A 13,916-nucleotide genomic window follows, 5' to 3' on the forward strand; every position below is an offset into this window, starting at 1 on the left:
GGCCGATGCCGGGCACCCGCCCGGCGGAGCGGGCCGCGCTACTGCATGACGAACTCGGTGACGTAGACGTCGAGGACGTCGCCGTCGTACCGCTTCTCGATCTCCGTCGTCAGCGCCTTGACCGCGGCCGCGCGCTGCTTCGGCACGAGCATCTGGTCGTAGGTGTGCTGGCCGAGGATGGTGATCGCCGCGTCGCGCGCCTTGGCGCCGTTGACGCCCTCGCTGCCGGCGGCGGCGTTGGCCTCCTCGGTCACCTCGAGCGACAGGCCGATCTTGAGGTAGCGGCCGTCGGAGAGGTTGAGGGTCATCGACTCGAGGTCGACCACCGGCCCGCTCTCGACGACCGGCTCGGCGGCCTTGTCCTCGCCGGAGGAGCCCTTGAGGAAGTACCACCCGCCGCCGCCGGCCAGGGCGAGGACGACGACGATGACGAGCAGCAGCGGCTTCTTCTTCTTCGCCGGCTCGGCGGCGGCGGCCGCGGGCGCGGCGGCGGTGGCGGTGCTCATCGGGTGCCTCCTGAGGGGGACGCGGACTGCGTGGACGGGGTGGACGCGGACGAGATGCTGGCCGCGACCGACGCGGACGGGTCGGTCGAGTGCACGACGACGGCGACCCGGCGGTTGCGCGCCCGGCCGGCGCTCGTGTCGTTCGACGCGAGGGGCCGCTGGTCGGCGTACCCGGCGGCCGAGAGGTGCGACCCGCGGACGCGCTGGGCCAGCAGGTACTGGAGGACGGTCGTCGCCCGGGCCGTGGACAGCTCCCAGTTCGACCGGTAGACGCCGCCCGCCGGGACGTCGTCGGTGTGCCCCTCGACGGTCAGCTGGTTGTCGAGCCCGCGCAGCGTCGGGGCGACGGCGGAGAGGACCTTGCGACCCTCGGGCCGCAACGTCGCCTCACCGGCGTCGAAGAGCACGCGGTCCGAGACGATGTCGACGACGAGGCCGTCGTCGCGCACCTCGAAGTGCACGGCGTTCTGCAGGCCCTTGGCGGTCAGCGCCTTGACGAGCTTGGCACGCACGTCGGCGAGCTGGTCGCGGGCGGTGTTGTCGCCGTCCTTGCTGCCGCTGCCGCCCTTGGCGCCGTTCGTCGGCTCGGTGACGATGTCGCTCGCGACCTGCGGGGCGACCGGGGCGATCGCCTGGATGGCCGAGTCGACCGACGTGCCGTCGAGCAGGCCCTGCGTGTGGTTCGTGATCGCCGGGGCGCCGAAGTCCTCCTGGAGGCCCGAGGACAGGGCGAGCAGCTTCTGCTGGTCGACCTGGCTGATCGCGAAGAGCACGATGAACAGGGCCATGAGTAGGGTGATCATGTCCGCGTAGCTGAGCAGCCAGCGCTCGGCGTTCTCGTGCCCGCCCTCGTGCTCCTCCTCGTGCTGGCGCCGCCGCTTGCCGGAGGGGCCGGGGCCGCTCACGCCGCGTCCTCGAGCGGGGCCGGGTCACCGGCGATGACGGCGCGCAGCCGCTTCTCGACGACGCGCGGGCTCGTGCCGGCCTGGATGGACATGACGCCCTCGAGGACCATCTCGAGGTGGGCGACCTCGGCCTCGCTGATCCGCTTGAGCTTGCTCGAGAACGGCAGCCAGAGGACGTTGGCGCTCATGACGCCCCAGAGCGTCGCGACGAACGCGCCGGCGATGAGGTGGCCGAGCTCCTCGGGCTTGTCGAGGTTGCTCAACACGTGGATGAGGCCGATGACGGTGCCGATGATGCCGATCGTCGGGGCGTAGCCGCCCATGTCGGCGAAGAACTTGATGCCGAGGTGGTCGGTCTTCTTGCGCGTCTTGATCCGGGCGGCGAGGACGTCGTAGATCTCGTCGGCGTCGGTGCCGTCGACCGTCATCTCCAGGCCCTCGCGCAGGAACGGGTCCTCGGCGTTGCGCGCCTTCTCCTCGAGGGCGAGCAGGCCCTCGCGGCGGGCGACGTCGGCGAGCGCGATGAGCTCGGCGACCGCCTCGTCGCTCTTCGGGGGCTTGGCCGTGAAGGCCTTGACGAGCTGCTTGACGATGATCATCGCGTCGGCGAGGTAGCCACCGGAGACGGCGGCACCGATGGAGCCGACGAAGACGAGGATGATCGGCGGGATGAGGATGATCGAGGTCGGCGAGGCCCCCTCCATGATGAGGGAGGCGAAGACCGCGCCGAAGACGAGGATGACCCCGCCGATGGTCGCGAGCTCCATGTCAGTCCTCCATGCCCCGGACGGCGCGGAGGGCGGCCCGGCCGGCGCTCGGGCGTGACCCCGGCTGTCCGGTCCCCGACTCCTCGGCGGCGGTGAGGACGGACGCGCGGGCGTTGCGCATCAGCGCGACGACGTCGTCGAGCGTCTCCTGCACGACGTAGCGGGACCCCGTGACGAGGAGGACGACCGTGTCGGGCGTCTCGTCGACACGCTCGATGAGGTCGGGGTTGAGCCCGAAGCGCGTGCCGTTGCGGCGGGTGAGGATGATCATGGGGGCGGGTCCGTCCTGGGCGATCTGCGCACGCCGTCCGTGACGTGTCGCAGTACCCATCGGCAGGCGGGACCAGGACTTGAGGGGATCGGGGTCCCCTCCCGGGGACGGGGTGGCCCCCTCCGGCGCCGCGTCGCCCGGTCCCGGGGCGACGGCGCACGGGCGCGGGCCCGCCCCGGGGTGGGGCGGGCCCGCGGGCTCGTCGGTCACGTGGTGGCTCCGGTCAGCGCTTGAGGTTGACGAGGTCCTGGAGGATCTCGTCGGAGGCGCTGACGACGCGCGAGTTGGCCTGGAAGCCGCGCTGGATCATCACGAGGTTGGTGAACTCCTGGGCGAGGTCGACGTTGCTCATCTCGAGGCGGCCGGCCGCGATCGAGCCGCGCCCGCCGGTGCCCGGGACGCCGATGGCCGGCTGGCCCGAGGCCGCCGAGACCCGGAACGAGGAGTCGCCGGCCTTCTCGAGGCCCTCGGGGTTGCCGAAGAACGCGAGGGCGACCTGGCCGAGGGACTGGGTGCGGCCGTTGGAGAACGATCCGGTGATGACGCCGTCGGCGCCGACGCCCCAGCTCTGCAGGGTGCCGGCGGACGAGCCGTCCTGCCCGCGGAGGGTCGCCGTGCTCGCCCCGGCGTACTGGGTGAGCGGCGTGCCGTCGCCGGCGAGGTTGATCGCGACGTCGCCGGGGAAGACGTAGCCGGCCGAGGCGAGGGAGGCGTTGGTCATCGCCACCGAGCCCGGGGTGAAGGCCATCGTCGTCGAGTCCCAGGTGAGCGTCGCCGAGCCGACGGTCGTCGTGGCGCCCCCCGACCCGGCGACGGTCGCCGCCGCGGTCCAGGTGTCGGGGCCGGTCTTGGTGTAGGTCAGCGTGACCGGGATGCTGCGACCGGTCTGGTCGAAGACGTCGATGCCGTTGACGACCGTGGCACCGACGGCCGCGTCGGCCGAGAGGTTGCCGCCGGCGTCGACCGCGGTCGTCGGGGTCGGCGCCATGATGAGACCGGTCGGCACGCGCAGCCCGGTCGTCGAGGTGCCGGTGTTGATCTTGCCGTCGACGGCCAGCCAGCCCTGCACCACACCGCCGTTCGGCGAGACGAGGTTGCCCTGGCCGTCGAGCGAGAAGGCTCCGGCGCGGCTGTACACGAGCGAGCCGGCCTGCTGGACCATGAAGAACCCGTCGCCGGAGATCATGAGGTCGCTCGGGCGGTTGGTCGTCTGGGCGCTGCCCTGGCTGAAGTTCGTCGCGATGCCCGCGACCTGCACGCCGAGGCCGACCTGCGCCGGGTTGACCCCGCCGCCGCCGGCGCGCAGGGCCTGGCTGAGGGTGTCCTGGAACTGGGTCTGGCTGGACTTGAAGCCGGCGGTGTTGACGTTGGCGATGTTGTTGCCGATGACGTCCATCGCGGTCTGGTGGCTGCGCATGCCGGTGACGGCGGAGAAGAGCGAGCGGAGCATGGTGGGTCCTTCGGGTCTGGGGGCTGGGGGTCTGGGGGGTCTCGGGGTTCGGGTGGGGCGGTGCGGCTCAGGCCGAGCCGTGCTGGGCGACGCGGGAGACGAGGGACAGGGGGACCTCGTCCTTGCCGATGACGAGGAGCGGTCCGGTGGAGTCGAGCCGGACGGCGGTCACCGCGCCGGTCTTCGTCACGCCGTCGACCGTCCAGGTGACGTCCTGGCCGACGAGGGCGAGCGCGCTCAGGCTGTTCTGGCCGCCGATGAGCGCCATGTTCTGGCTGACGAGCTGGTTGACGCTCTCGACCATCTGCATCTGCGCGGTCTGGGCCATGAAGGCCGCGCTGTCCATCGGCTTGCTCGGGTCCTGGTACTTCAGCTGGGCGACGAGCAGCTTGAGGAAGGCGTCGGTGCCGATGGCCGAGCCGCCGGTCGTGGCGGTCGCGCCGGAGGCCGCGGCTGCGGCTGCGGCGGCCGCGGCGCCGGTGTTGATCGTGGTCACGAGGTCACATCCTCAGGTCGAGTCGGGTGTCGGGTCGGTGGCGGGCCGGGGCGACCGGCGGCGCTGCGGGTGGCTCCGGGCCGTGTCGCGAACCGGGGCGGTCGGGGGTCGCGGCGAGCGGGCGGCGCTCCTCCGGGCCGGGGCCCGGGTGCTGCCGGGGGTCGCCGCCGGTGGCGACGTCGAGCTGGGTGGCCTTGAGGCCGGCGTCCTCGAGCTGGGTCCGCAGCTGGCCGAGCCCGTCGCGCAGGGCCTCGCGGGTGCCGGGGTCGGCGGCCACGAGGTGCAGGCGGACCTCGTCGCCGGAGACCGCGAGCCGGACGTGCACGGGGCCGAGGCCGTCGGGGTCGAGGCGGACGGTCAGCTGGTGGGTGTCGTCCGGGCCGGTGAGCAGCGGCGTGACGGCCGTGACGACCTGGGTGTGCACCGGCGGGGGCGCGAGGGCCGGGGCCGGGGCGGTCGTCGGGGCGACGGGTGCGGCCGGGGCCGTCGGGGCGGTCGGCGGCGTCGGGCCGACCAGCTGGAGGGGTGTGGGCGTGGAGTCGGGCTGGGGAGCGCCGGCGGGGGCCGGGACCGGCTGTGCCGCAGGGACGTCCGCGGTGGGGAGGTCGCCGGCTGGCATCCGGACGACGACGGGGTCACCGTCGAAGCGGGGGGTGTGCGTCCCGTGGCCCGCGCCCGACGGGGTCGGCACCGGCGCGCCCGGCTCCCCGGCGGCGACGCCGGTCGGCGCGGTCGGCTCGGTGGGCGCGGTCGGAACGGACACGGTCGTCGGGCTCTGCACCACCGGACGTCCAAGACTCGACACATTCGTCGGTTCCTGGACACCCTGGGGCAGGGGCTGCACGTCCGGACGTCCGAGATTCGACACATCCGTCGAGTTCTGCACGTCAGCGGGCACGGCGGCGACCGTCGGCGCGCCGGCGTCCGAACGTCCACCATTCGACACATTCGTCGATTCCTGGACACCCTGGGGCAGGGGCTGCACGTCCGGACGTCCAAGATTCGACACATTCGTCGAGTTCTGCACGTCAGCGGGCGCGACGGGGGCGGTGGGGGTCGACGGCCCGGGCTCCGACGGGTCCGCCTCGCCCGATCCGTCGGACACCGGCTCGTCGGCCTCGGCCTCGGGCTCGGCGTGCGTGCGCAGGACCCGGGCGAAGGCCGCGCCGTCGGCGGACCGGGCCGGGCGAGCGGCCGGGGCCGCGGCGGCAGCAGCCGGAGCGGCGGGGACGACGACGGCGCTCATCAGCTGACCCCCATCGAGCCGAGCACACGACGCACGTACTGCTGGGTCTCGGGGTAGGGCGGGACGCCGCCGTAGCGCTGCACGGCACCGGCACCGGCGTTGTAGGCCGCGACCGCGAGGCCGACCGACCCGAACCGGGCGAGGTCGCGCGAGAGCATCCGGGCGGCACCGTCGACCGCCTGGGCGGGCACCATCGGGTCGACCCCGAGGCCGCGCGCCGTGGCGGGCATCAGCTGCATGAGCCCCAAGGCGCCGGCCGGGCTGACCGCACGGGTGTCGAAGCCGCTCTCGGCCTTGGCGACGGCCGTGAGGAGCCCCTGTGGCAGGCCGTACCGGGCCGTCGCGGAGGCGAAGAGGCTCTGCAGGGCGGCGGGCGCACCCGTGGCGGAGGTCGAGGCCGCCCCGGTCGCGGCGAGCCCGGCGAGCCCGGCGGTCCCGGACACCCCACCGGCCCCGACGGTCGGGCCGATCCGGCGGATGGCGCTCGGGGTCTTGTAGACGTCCTGGACCTTGACGACGTCACCCGCCTTCGGCGCGGCGATCATCTTCCCGTTGCCGACGTAGATGGCGATGTGGGTCACCGGCGAGTTGAACGCGAGGATGTCGCCCGGCTGGGCCTGCGCGAGGCTCGGGACGGCGGTGCCCATCCGGGCCTGGTCGGCGGCGACGCGCGGCAGGGAGACGCCGACGTCGGCGTAGGCGCGCTGGACGAGGCCCGAGCAGTCGAGACCGGTGCGCGGGTCGGTGCCGCCCCAGACGTAGGGGACGCCGAGGTACTGCGAGGCGGCGGCCACGGCCTGCGAGCCCACGTCCTGACCGCCACCACCGGCCGTCCCGAGCTGGGCGCCCGACGCGGCCCCGGCGCCCTCGAGCGCGGAGCCGTAGACGGCGTCGAAGGAGGTGGCGCCGGCGGTGCTCGAGGCAGACCGGGTGGCGGTCCCCGACACCGAGGCGATGGTGCTCTGGATGGCGGCCATCCGCGCGAGGGCGGCGGCGGGGCCGGAGGTCTCGACGCTCACCGCTCCCCCTCCTTGGCGCGGCCGGACTCCTCGGCGACCTGCTGGTCGGCGGCGAGCCGGTCCTGTCGGCGCTCCTCGGCGGCCCGCTCGAGCACCCGCTCCAGACCGGAGGTCCGGGTCCGGGCCTCGGCGAGGAGGGCGCGCGAGCGCTCGGTCTCGCCCTCGGCGAGGGCGTGCTCGGCGGTGGTGGACGCGATGCCGTCGGCGCGGAGCACCTCGGCCTGCCGGGTCGCGAGGAAGGTGGCGGCGACGAGGGGCACCCCGACGCCGCACACCTCGCGGGCGCCGTAGCGGGCCGCGGCCTCGGCGGCGGCCTCGGCGGCGCGGCCCTGGGCGGCGGCGGCGCGGGCGAGGTCGCCGCGGCGCTGCTCCTCCTGGATGGTGCGGACGCGCAGCACGGTCGCGAGCCGGTCGGTGCGGGTGCTCACAGCGCACCGGCCAGGGCGGCGAGGGAGTCCCAGCTGTCGCGGGCGTCGGTGACGTCGTCGAGGTCCTGGCGCAGGAAGCCGTCGATGGCCCCGCTCTGCGCGAGCGCCCGGTCGACGAGCGGGTTGGTGCCGGCGACGTAGGCGCCGATCTCGACGAGGTCCTTGGCGTCGCGGCGCGCCGCGAGCAGGCTGCGCAGCGTGTCGGCCGCGGCCCGCTGCACCGGGTCGGTCAGTGCGCGGTTGGCACGCGAGACCGACTCGAGGACGTCGATGCACGGGTAGTGGCCCGAGGTCGCGAGCCGGCGGTCGAGCACGACGTGGCCGTCGAGGATCGAGCGGACGGCGTCTGCGACGGGGTCGTTCATGTCGTCGCCCTCGACGAGGACGGTGTAGAGACCGGTGATGCTGCCGCGCTCGGCGGTGCCGGCCCGCTCGAGCAGCCTGGGCAGCACGCCGAAGACCGACGGCGGGTAGCCGCGCGTCGTCGGGGGCTCGCCGGCGGCGAGGCCGACCTCGCGCTGGGCCATCGCGACGCGGGTGACGCTGTCCATCGCGAGGAGGACGTCACGACCCTGGTCGCGGAACCACTCGGCGATGCGGGTGGCGGTGGAGGCGGCGTGCAGGCGCACGAGCGCGGGCTCGTCGGAGGTCGCGACGACGACGACCGCGCGGGCCAGGCCCTCGGGGCCGAGGTCGTGCTCGACGAACTCGCGCACCTCGCGGCCGCGCTCGCCGACGAGGGCGAGGACGGTGACGGGGGCGTCCGTGCCGCGGACGATCATCGACAGCAGGCTCGACTTGCCGACCCCGGAGCCGGCGAAGATGCCCATGCGCTGGCCGCGTCCGCACGGCACGAGGGTGTCCATCGCGCGGATGCCGAGCCCGAGCTGGGTGGTGATCCGCTCCCGGGTCATCGCCGGCGGCGGGGTGCCGTCCGAGCCGACCCACGAGACGCCGGCCAGCGGCGGGCCGCCGTCGATCGGGCGCCCGAGGGCGTCGACGACGCGCCCGACGAGGCCGTCCCCGACGGGGACGCGCAGGGGCCCGCCGGTGGCCTCGACCCGGTCACCGACGCGCACTCCGCGCAGGTCGCCGACCGGCATGCAGCGGGCCGAGCCGTCGTCCAGCGCAACCACTTCCGCGAGGATGGTGCCGCGCTCGCCGATGACGCGCACGGCCTCGCCGACCGCGACGTCGAGGCCGCTGACCTCGAGGCCGACGCCGATGGCGCGGGTGACCCGGCCGGTCACGTGCGGGCGGGCCGCGGCGACGAGCTCGTCGCGCAGGTCGGTCCTCACGAGCGTGCTCATCGGTCGAGCACCTCCCGGACCCGGGCCAGCGCCGTCGAGAGCCGGGCGTCGACCGTGCGGTCGCCGATGTCGGCGAGGCAGCCCCCGCGCTCGACGGTCGGGTCGGCGACGAGCTCTAGGGTGGCGGTGGGGACGAGGGCGCCGAGCGAGTCCTCGTCGTCGACGAGGAGGGCCGCGTCGTCGGGGTGGACGCGCACGAGGACGGTCCCGCCCCGGGGCACCTCGACGAGGGCCCGGGCGACGGCGTCGCGTGCGGCGCACCCGTCGACCTCGAGGTGGTGCCCGACGAGCGCCTCGGCGATGTCGACGGCGAGCCGGGCCGCGGTGTCGGTGGCGTCGCGCAGGGTCAGCCCGGCGACGGCGTCGTCGGTCGCGCGGCCGAGGCCGGCGAGCGCGGCGGCGAAGGCGCGCGCCCGCTCGTCGCGGTCGGCGGCCAGGCGCGCCTCGGCGCGCTCGAGCCACGCGGCCTGCTCGGCGGCGGCCTCGCGGCGACCCGCCTCGCGCCCGGCCTCACGGCCCGCGAGCCACTCGGCGGGGATGCCGGTGCCGTCGTCGGACCCCGCGGGGGTCAGCTGGCGTCCGAAGACCGCCGGCTGCGCCACGTCGGCGCCGCCGCGCAGGAGCATCGTCGCGGGCACGGTGTCAGTGGACGAGGTCATCGCCGCCCCCGGCCCGCGAGATGATGATCTCGCCCGAGTCCTCGAGCGCGCGGATGCCCTTGACCACGGCCGACCGGGCCTCCTCGACCTGCGCGGTACGCACCGGGCCGAGCACCTCGACCTCCTCCTGGAGGGCGGCGGCCGATCGCTCGGACATGTTGCGGAAGACCTTGTCGCGCACCGCCGGAGCCGCGCCCTTGAGGGCCAGCGCCAGTTCCTTGGCGTCGACCTGGCGCAGGACGAGCTGCACCGTGCGGTCGTCGAGCTCGACGATGTCGGAGAAGGCGAACATCTTGGCGCGCAGGTCCTCGGCGAGGGTGGGGTCGCGCTCCTCGATGCCCTGGAGGATGGCCTTCTCGGTGTCGCGCTGCGAGCGGCTGATGATGCCGACGAGCGGGTCGATGCCGCCGACGCTCACCTGGTCGCGCGCGTCGCCCATCGCCGAGAGGCTGGCCCGCAGGTGCTGCTCGACGACCCGGACGACCTCGGGGGTCGTGCGGTCCATCACCGCGAGGCGGTGGGCGACGTCGGAGCGCAGCGCGTCGCCGAGCCCGGAGAGGATGTAGGCCGCCTGCTCGCTCGTGAGGTGCGCGAGCACGAGGGCGATGGTCTGCGGGTGCTCGTCCTCGAGGAAGGGGCGCAGCAGGCCGGCGTCGACCTGGCGCAGCGAGGCGAAGGGCGCGTGCGTGATGGCCGTCGAGAGCCGGCCGAGGATCTCGCGGGACTGCTCGTGCTCGGCCTTGACGAGCATCTCCTCGGCGATGTCGAAGCCGCCCCGGTTGCGGCGCCGGGACGCGCGCAGCATCTCCTCGAACTCGTGGAGCACCGACTCGCGGGTGTCCTCGTCGGCGACGTCCATCGCGGCGACCTCGGCCATGAGGGCCTCGATCTCCTCGGGGCGCAGCGAGCGCAGGACCGGCGCGGACTGGTCGGGCCCGAGCTGGATGAGGAGCAGCGCGGCCTTGCGCAGGCCGCTCATCGCGACGGCGGTGGTCACGACGCGCCCTCGGAGATCCAGCCGCGGAGCATCCGCGCGACGTCGTCGGGGTTCTCACGGGCGATCGACTCGACCGAGCCGGCGCCGACGGAGACGAGCTGGGTGTCGGCGTCACGCATCGGCAGGCCCCGGGCCTCGGCCATCTCGAGGACGGCGTCGACGGGCGCGGGCGCGTCGGGCACGCGGTAGTACTCGAGCTCGTCGGGCTCGTCACCGCCCTTGCGGCGCCGGCTGCGGAGGAAGCCGAAGACGAGCGCGGCGAGCACGAGCACGGCGAGGCCACCGGTCTTCGCGAGGTCGATCATGTTCTGCTGCTTGGCATCCGCCTCGGCCGCCGCGAGCTCCTTGGCGGCCGACGTGGCGGCGGAGGTGTCGAACGGCATGGCCGTCACCTCGACGACGTCACCGCGCTTGGGGTCGAGGCCGGCGGCGGCCGTGACGAGACGGCTCACCGAGTTCGAGTTGACCTGGGCGGCGGCGGCCGAGTCGAGGAGGACCGCGACGCTCATCCGCTCGACCTTGCCGGGCGTGCTCGTGGACGTCTCCTTGAGGGTGCCGAGCGCGTTGGTCTGGTTCGTCTCCTTCTTGGAGTACGTGCCGTTGCCGCCGGTCGTGCCGGCCGCGCCCGTCCCGAGGACGCCACCGGCCCCGGCCCCGCCGCCGGTGTAGGTCTCGGTCGAGGTCTGCGACTGCGTCGTCTGCCCCGGGGTCATCGGGAGGTAGGTCTGCTTGTCGGTCGTCTGCGCGTCGAAGTTCAGGGTGGCGTCGACCGTGACGACGGCCTTGCCCGGACCGACGAGCTTGTCGAGCATCGCCTGGAGCTTGGCGGCCGCGGCGTCGGAGACGGCCCGCTGCTGGGTGGCCCGGGCGTCGGACCCGGCCGCTCCGGTCGCGCCGCCGGCCGCGCTGAGCACCGCGCCGGTCGCGTCGGACACCGTGACGTCCTCGGCGGCCAGCTTGGGCACCGACCCGGAGACGAGGTTGACGACGGAGGTGACGGCCTGCGGCGAGAGGGACTTGCCGGGGGCGGTCTTGACGAGCACCGAGGCGGTCGGCTTCGCGGCGTCCGAGGTGAAGACGTCCTCCTGCGGGACCGCGAGGTGGACGACGGCGGACTGGACGCCGTCGATGGCGCCGACCGTCTTGGCCAGCTCGCCCTCGAGGGCCCGCTGGTAGGTGACCTTCTGCTGGAAGTCGCTGCTCGTCATCGACTGCTGGTCGAGGAGGGAGTAGCCGCTCGCCTCGTCACCGCCGGCCGGGATGCCCTCGCCGGCGAGCGCGACCCGCTGGGCGTAGACGTCGGCCTGCGGCACGAGGACGGTCTGGCCGCCGTCGGCGAGCTGGTAGGGCTCGCCGGCGTCGCTGAGCGCCGAGGTGACGGCCGCGGCGTCCGAGCCGGAGAGGCCGGTGAAGAGCGGGGCGTAGGCCGGCGTCGAGACCCAGCGGACGAAGAAGAACCCGCCGACGACGACCGCCAGCACCGCGACGACGGCGGTCATCCGCTGGCCGACGGTGAGGTCGCTGAACATCCGCTGGCCGCGCGCGAGCAGGGCCTTGGGGTCCGGGCCGGTCATACGGGCATCCTCATGATCTCGGTGAAGGCCTCGACGGCCTTGTTGCGGACGGCGACGGTCAGCTGGGTCGCGACCGCGGCCTCGTTGGCGGCGATGGTGTAGTCGTGGACGTCGGTCAGCTGGCCGGTGACCGCCTCGACGGCCTTGGTGTCGCTGACCTTCTGCAGCTGGTCGAGCTTCTCGAGGCCGTTGGCCATCGCCTGCCCGAAGCCGGCGCCCTGGGTGCCCTGGGCGCGGGAGGTCTGCCCGACGGCGGGCAGCGCGCCGAGCGAGGAGATCGGGGAGATGCTCATCAGCGGCCCAGCCCGATCGCCTGCTGGTAGGCGGCCTGGGCGCGCTCGACGGTCGCGAGGTTCGCCTGGTACCCGCGCTGGGACATGATCAGCTGGCTCATCTGGTCGGAGAGGTCGATGTCGGGGAGGCGCACGTAGCCCTGCGCGTCGGCGAGCGGGTTCATCGGGTCGTGGACGAGCCGGCCCTGCGCGGAGCCGAGGGCGATGCCGGCGACGTCGACGCCCGTGCCGTCGCCGCGCGACTGGGCGACGACGTAGCGCGCCTGGAACGCGGACTGGTTCGTCGGGCGGACCGTGTTGACGTTGGCGATGTTGTCCGAGATCGCGTCGAGCCACGTGCGGTGCAGCGTCAGGCTGCTGCCGGCGGTGTCGATGGCGCCGAAGATGCTCATCAGGCACCACCCATCGCGCTGCGCAGGACCTTGAAGCGGTCGGTCATCGCCTGGACCCCGAGCTGGTAGGACAGCCCGGTCTCGGTGGCGGCGAGGGTCTCCTGGTCGAGGTCGACGTTGTTGCCGTCGAGGCCGCCGGGGGCGGTGGAGCGGGTGACGCGGATCGTGGCGGCGGAGGCGTCGCCGCCGCCCTGCCACGCGGAGGCGAGGCTGGACTCGAAGTCGACGCGGCCGGCCTTGAAGCCGGGGGTCTGGAGGTTGGCGACGTTGTCCGCGATGACGCGCTGGCGTGCCGACAGGCCGGTGAGCGCTCGGCCGAGCACCCGGAAGGTGCTGTCGCCGATCGGGTCGATCATGGCTCTCCTGGATGGCGTCGCACACCCTCGTCCCCGAGGGTGTGTCCAGTGCGCCGCGCGTCCCTGGCGGCTGACGGCCATCCGTGACCGCTCGCCCCATCGGCGGGTGGGGGCCGGACGTGAGGAGTTCTCCGGAGACTGGCCGAACGGCCGACCCCACCCCCGACAGCTCGCCCGCCCTCCGACGCCCCACGAGTATCGGGTGACCCGATAACACCGCGCTTCCCCCGAGTTCCGTTCCCGGGTGAAGCGCGGGCGTATCGGGTTACCCGATACGCGAGGGACTCGGGAGGATGGCGGGCGGGCAGGCGGACGGGCGGGTGTGGGGTCCGTGCCCCGGGGGGTCAGCGGAGGAAGTCGAGGATGCTCGGCTGGATGACCTTCGCGGTCGCCGAGAGCGCTGCCTGGTAGGCCGACTGCTGGATGCTCAGGTCGGTGAGCGCCTTCGCGAGGTCGATGCCCTCGACGGTGGAGAGCTGGGTCTCCATCCGGGTCGTCGCGGCCGCGCCGACGGTCTTGACGGACTCCAGCCGCGAGGTGCGCGAGCCGACGATGCTCTGGCTCGTGCGCACGGTGTCGGAGGCGGCGTCGACGTCGGTGAGCGCCTGCTGCATCGCCGTGCGGTCGCCGGTGCGCAGCGCGTCGGCGGCCCGGGCGAGCACGCCGAGACCCCCGGCGGCGGCCGGGTCGGCGAACAGCGTGCCGAACGCCTCGGGACCGGTGATGCCCACCGCGACCCGGTCCGGACCGGTCGTCACCCGGCGCTCGACCGGCGAGGTGTTGCCGAGGTAGGCGCCGCTCACGTCGTAGGCGTTCTCGGTGTCCTGGGTGCCGGCGAACACCGGCTGCCCGAGGTAGCGGGTGTTCGCGACGTCGAGCAGGCTCGAGCGCAGCTGGTCGAGCTCGGCGGCCATCGCCGAGCGCTCGGCCGCGGTGTTCGTGTCGTTCGAGCCGGCGAGGAGCAGCTGGCGCACGCGCAGCAGGAGGGTGTCGGTCTGCATGAGGGCCTGGTCGGCGGTCGCGAGGCGCGCCGACCCGTCGTCGATGGCGCGGTCGAGCTGCTCGTTGCGCTGGTGGTCGGAGCGGAGGGACATCGCGGTGGCCGTGTCGGTCGGTGAGTCGGAGGGCTTGCCGAGGCGCCGCCCCGAGCTGATCTGGTCCTGGGTCGCCTGCAGCCGCGCGAGGCTGGCCTGGAGCGCAGCGGTGACCTGCTGGCTCTGCGAGCTGGGCGTGACGCGGTTCATCCC

The 13,916-nt window shown here is 74.2% G+C and carries 17 protein-coding genes; all 17 read right to left on the minus strand.

Annotated elements, in window-relative coordinates:
* Positions 1-38: 38 nt before the first annotated feature.
* The 17 genes from JQN70_RS13715 to flgL all read right to left on the minus strand — a co-directional run bounded on the left by JQN70_RS13715 (position 39) and on the right by flgL (position 13,913).
* Positions 39-506, minus strand: coding sequence for a flagellar basal body-associated FliL family protein (locus JQN70_RS13715; RefSeq protein WP_204131922.1), 468 nt, complete (start codon positions 504-506; stop codon positions 39-41).
* The gene (locus tag JQN70_RS13720) at positions 503-1,411 is read right to left on the minus strand and encodes an OmpA/MotB family protein (RefSeq protein WP_204131923.1); all 909 of its coding nucleotides are present in this window, start codon (positions 1,409-1,411) and stop codon (positions 503-505) included. The genes JQN70_RS13715 and JQN70_RS13720 overlap by 4 nt, the downstream gene beginning before the upstream one ends.
* Complete coding sequence (locus tag JQN70_RS13725; RefSeq protein ID WP_204131924.1) at positions 1,408-2,178, minus strand: motility protein A; 771 nt, start codon at positions 2,176-2,178, stop codon at positions 1,408-1,410. The genes JQN70_RS13720 and JQN70_RS13725 overlap by 4 nt, the downstream gene beginning before the upstream one ends.
* Position 2,179: 1 nt before the next feature.
* Positions 2,180-2,449 (minus strand): flagellar FlbD family protein, encoded by a 270-nt coding sequence (locus JQN70_RS13730; RefSeq protein WP_204131925.1) that lies wholly within the window; start codon positions 2,447-2,449, stop codon positions 2,180-2,182.
* 223 nt (positions 2,450-2,672) lie between these two features.
* The gene (locus tag JQN70_RS13735) at positions 2,673-3,899 is read right to left on the minus strand and encodes a flagellar hook protein FlgE (protein ID WP_204131926.1); all 1,227 of its coding nucleotides are present in this window, start codon (positions 3,897-3,899) and stop codon (positions 2,673-2,675) included.
* Between the two features lie 67 nt (positions 3,900-3,966).
* Positions 3,967-4,395 (minus strand): flagellar hook assembly protein FlgD, encoded by a 429-nt coding sequence (locus JQN70_RS13740; RefSeq protein ID WP_204131927.1) that lies wholly within the window; start codon positions 4,393-4,395, stop codon positions 3,967-3,969.
* A 4-nt stretch (positions 4,396-4,399) separates the two neighbouring features.
* On the minus strand, positions 4,400-5,641 hold the full coding sequence (locus JQN70_RS13745) for a flagellar hook-length control protein FliK (protein WP_204131928.1): 1,242 nt from the start codon (positions 5,639-5,641) through the stop codon (positions 4,400-4,402).
* Positions 5,641-6,660 carry a transglycosylase SLT domain-containing protein gene (locus tag JQN70_RS13750; protein WP_204131929.1) on the minus strand — a complete coding sequence of 340 codons (1,020 nt, stop codon included), beginning with the start codon at positions 6,658-6,660 and terminating at the stop codon, positions 5,641-5,643. Before JQN70_RS13750 ends, JQN70_RS13745 begins: the two co-directional genes overlap by 1 nt.
* Positions 6,657-7,088, minus strand: coding sequence for a hypothetical protein (locus JQN70_RS13755; protein ID WP_204131930.1), 432 nt, complete (start codon positions 7,086-7,088; stop codon positions 6,657-6,659). The genes JQN70_RS13750 and JQN70_RS13755 overlap by 4 nt, the downstream gene beginning before the upstream one ends.
* A complete protein-coding gene (locus tag JQN70_RS13760) occupies positions 7,085-8,398 on the minus strand; it encodes a FliI/YscN family ATPase (RefSeq protein ID WP_204131931.1) in 1,314 nt (437 codons plus the stop codon). Before JQN70_RS13760 ends, JQN70_RS13755 begins: the two co-directional genes overlap by 4 nt.
* A complete protein-coding gene (locus tag JQN70_RS13765) occupies positions 8,395-9,057 on the minus strand; it encodes a FliH/SctL family protein (protein ID WP_204131932.1) in 663 nt (220 codons plus the stop codon). The genes JQN70_RS13760 and JQN70_RS13765 overlap by 4 nt, the downstream gene beginning before the upstream one ends.
* On the minus strand, positions 9,041-10,054 hold the full coding sequence (gene fliG / locus JQN70_RS13770) for a flagellar motor switch protein FliG (RefSeq protein WP_307835987.1): 1,014 nt from the start codon (positions 10,052-10,054) through the stop codon (positions 9,041-9,043). The genes JQN70_RS13765 and fliG overlap by 17 nt, the downstream gene beginning before the upstream one ends.
* Positions 10,051-11,628 (minus strand): flagellar basal-body MS-ring/collar protein FliF, encoded by a 1,578-nt coding sequence (gene fliF, locus JQN70_RS13775; protein ID WP_204131933.1) that lies wholly within the window; start codon positions 11,626-11,628, stop codon positions 10,051-10,053. Before fliF ends, fliG begins: the two co-directional genes overlap by 4 nt.
* Positions 11,625-11,921, minus strand: a complete 297-nt coding sequence (gene fliE / locus JQN70_RS13780; RefSeq protein WP_204131934.1) for a flagellar hook-basal body complex protein FliE — start codon at positions 11,919-11,921, stop codon at positions 11,625-11,627. Before fliE ends, fliF begins: the two co-directional genes overlap by 4 nt.
* Complete coding sequence (locus JQN70_RS13785) at positions 11,921-12,313, minus strand: flagellar basal body rod protein FlgC (RefSeq protein WP_204131935.1); 393 nt, start codon at positions 12,311-12,313, stop codon at positions 11,921-11,923. The genes fliE and JQN70_RS13785 overlap by 1 nt, the downstream gene beginning before the upstream one ends.
* Positions 12,313-12,669 carry a flagellar basal body rod protein FlgB gene (locus tag JQN70_RS13790; RefSeq protein WP_204131936.1) on the minus strand — a complete coding sequence of 119 codons (357 nt, stop codon included), beginning with the start codon at positions 12,667-12,669 and terminating at the stop codon, positions 12,313-12,315. Before JQN70_RS13790 ends, JQN70_RS13785 begins: the two co-directional genes overlap by 1 nt.
* Before the next feature lie 344 nt (positions 12,670-13,013).
* Positions 13,014-13,913 (minus strand): flagellar hook-associated protein FlgL, encoded by a 900-nt coding sequence (gene flgL, locus JQN70_RS13795; protein ID WP_204131937.1) that lies wholly within the window; start codon positions 13,911-13,913, stop codon positions 13,014-13,016.
* Positions 13,914-13,916 lie beyond the last annotated feature (3 nt).

The organism is Phycicoccus sonneratiae (assembly GCF_016887965.1).
In the GTDB taxonomy this organism is placed as follows: domain Bacteria; phylum Actinomycetota; class Actinomycetes; order Actinomycetales; family Dermatophilaceae; genus Phycicoccus; species Phycicoccus sonneratiae.

Coding starts and splice junctions, on each gene's coding strand:
- JQN70_RS13715 (WP_204131922.1), bottom strand. CDS start 506: ATGAGCACCGCCACCGCCGCCGCGCCCGCGGCCGCCGCCGCCGAGCCG.
- JQN70_RS13725 (WP_204131924.1), bottom strand. CDS start 2,178: ATGGAGCTCGCGACCATCGGCGGGGTCATCCTCGTCTTCGGCGCGGTC.
- JQN70_RS13730 (WP_204131925.1), bottom strand. CDS start 2,449: ATGATCATCCTCACCCGCCGCAACGGCACGCGCTTCGGGCTCAACCCC.
- JQN70_RS13735 (WP_204131926.1), bottom strand. CDS start 3,899: ATGCTCCGCTCGCTCTTCTCCGCCGTCACCGGCATGCGCAGCCACCAG.
- JQN70_RS13745 (WP_204131928.1), bottom strand. CDS start 5,641: ATGAGCGCCGTCGTCGTCCCCGCCGCTCCGGCTGCTGCCGCCGCGGCC.
- JQN70_RS13760 (WP_204131931.1), bottom strand. CDS start 8,398: ATGAGCACGCTCGTGAGGACCGACCTGCGCGACGAGCTCGTCGCCGCG.
- JQN70_RS13765 (WP_204131932.1), bottom strand. CDS start 9,057: ATGACCTCGTCCACTGACACCGTGCCCGCGACGATGCTCCTGCGCGGC.
- fliF (WP_204131933.1), bottom strand. CDS start 11,628: ATGACCGGCCCGGACCCCAAGGCCCTGCTCGCGCGCGGCCAGCGGATG.
- fliE (WP_204131934.1), bottom strand. CDS start 11,921: ATGAGCATCTCCCCGATCTCCTCGCTCGGCGCGCTGCCCGCCGTCGGG.
- JQN70_RS13785 (WP_204131935.1), bottom strand. CDS start 12,313: ATGAGCATCTTCGGCGCCATCGACACCGCCGGCAGCAGCCTGACGCTG.
- JQN70_RS13790 (WP_204131936.1), bottom strand. CDS start 12,669: ATGATCGACCCGATCGGCGACAGCACCTTCCGGGTGCTCGGCCGAGCG.
- flgL (WP_204131937.1), bottom strand. CDS start 13,913: ATGAACCGCGTCACGCCCAGCTCGCAGAGCCAGCAGGTCACCGCTGCG.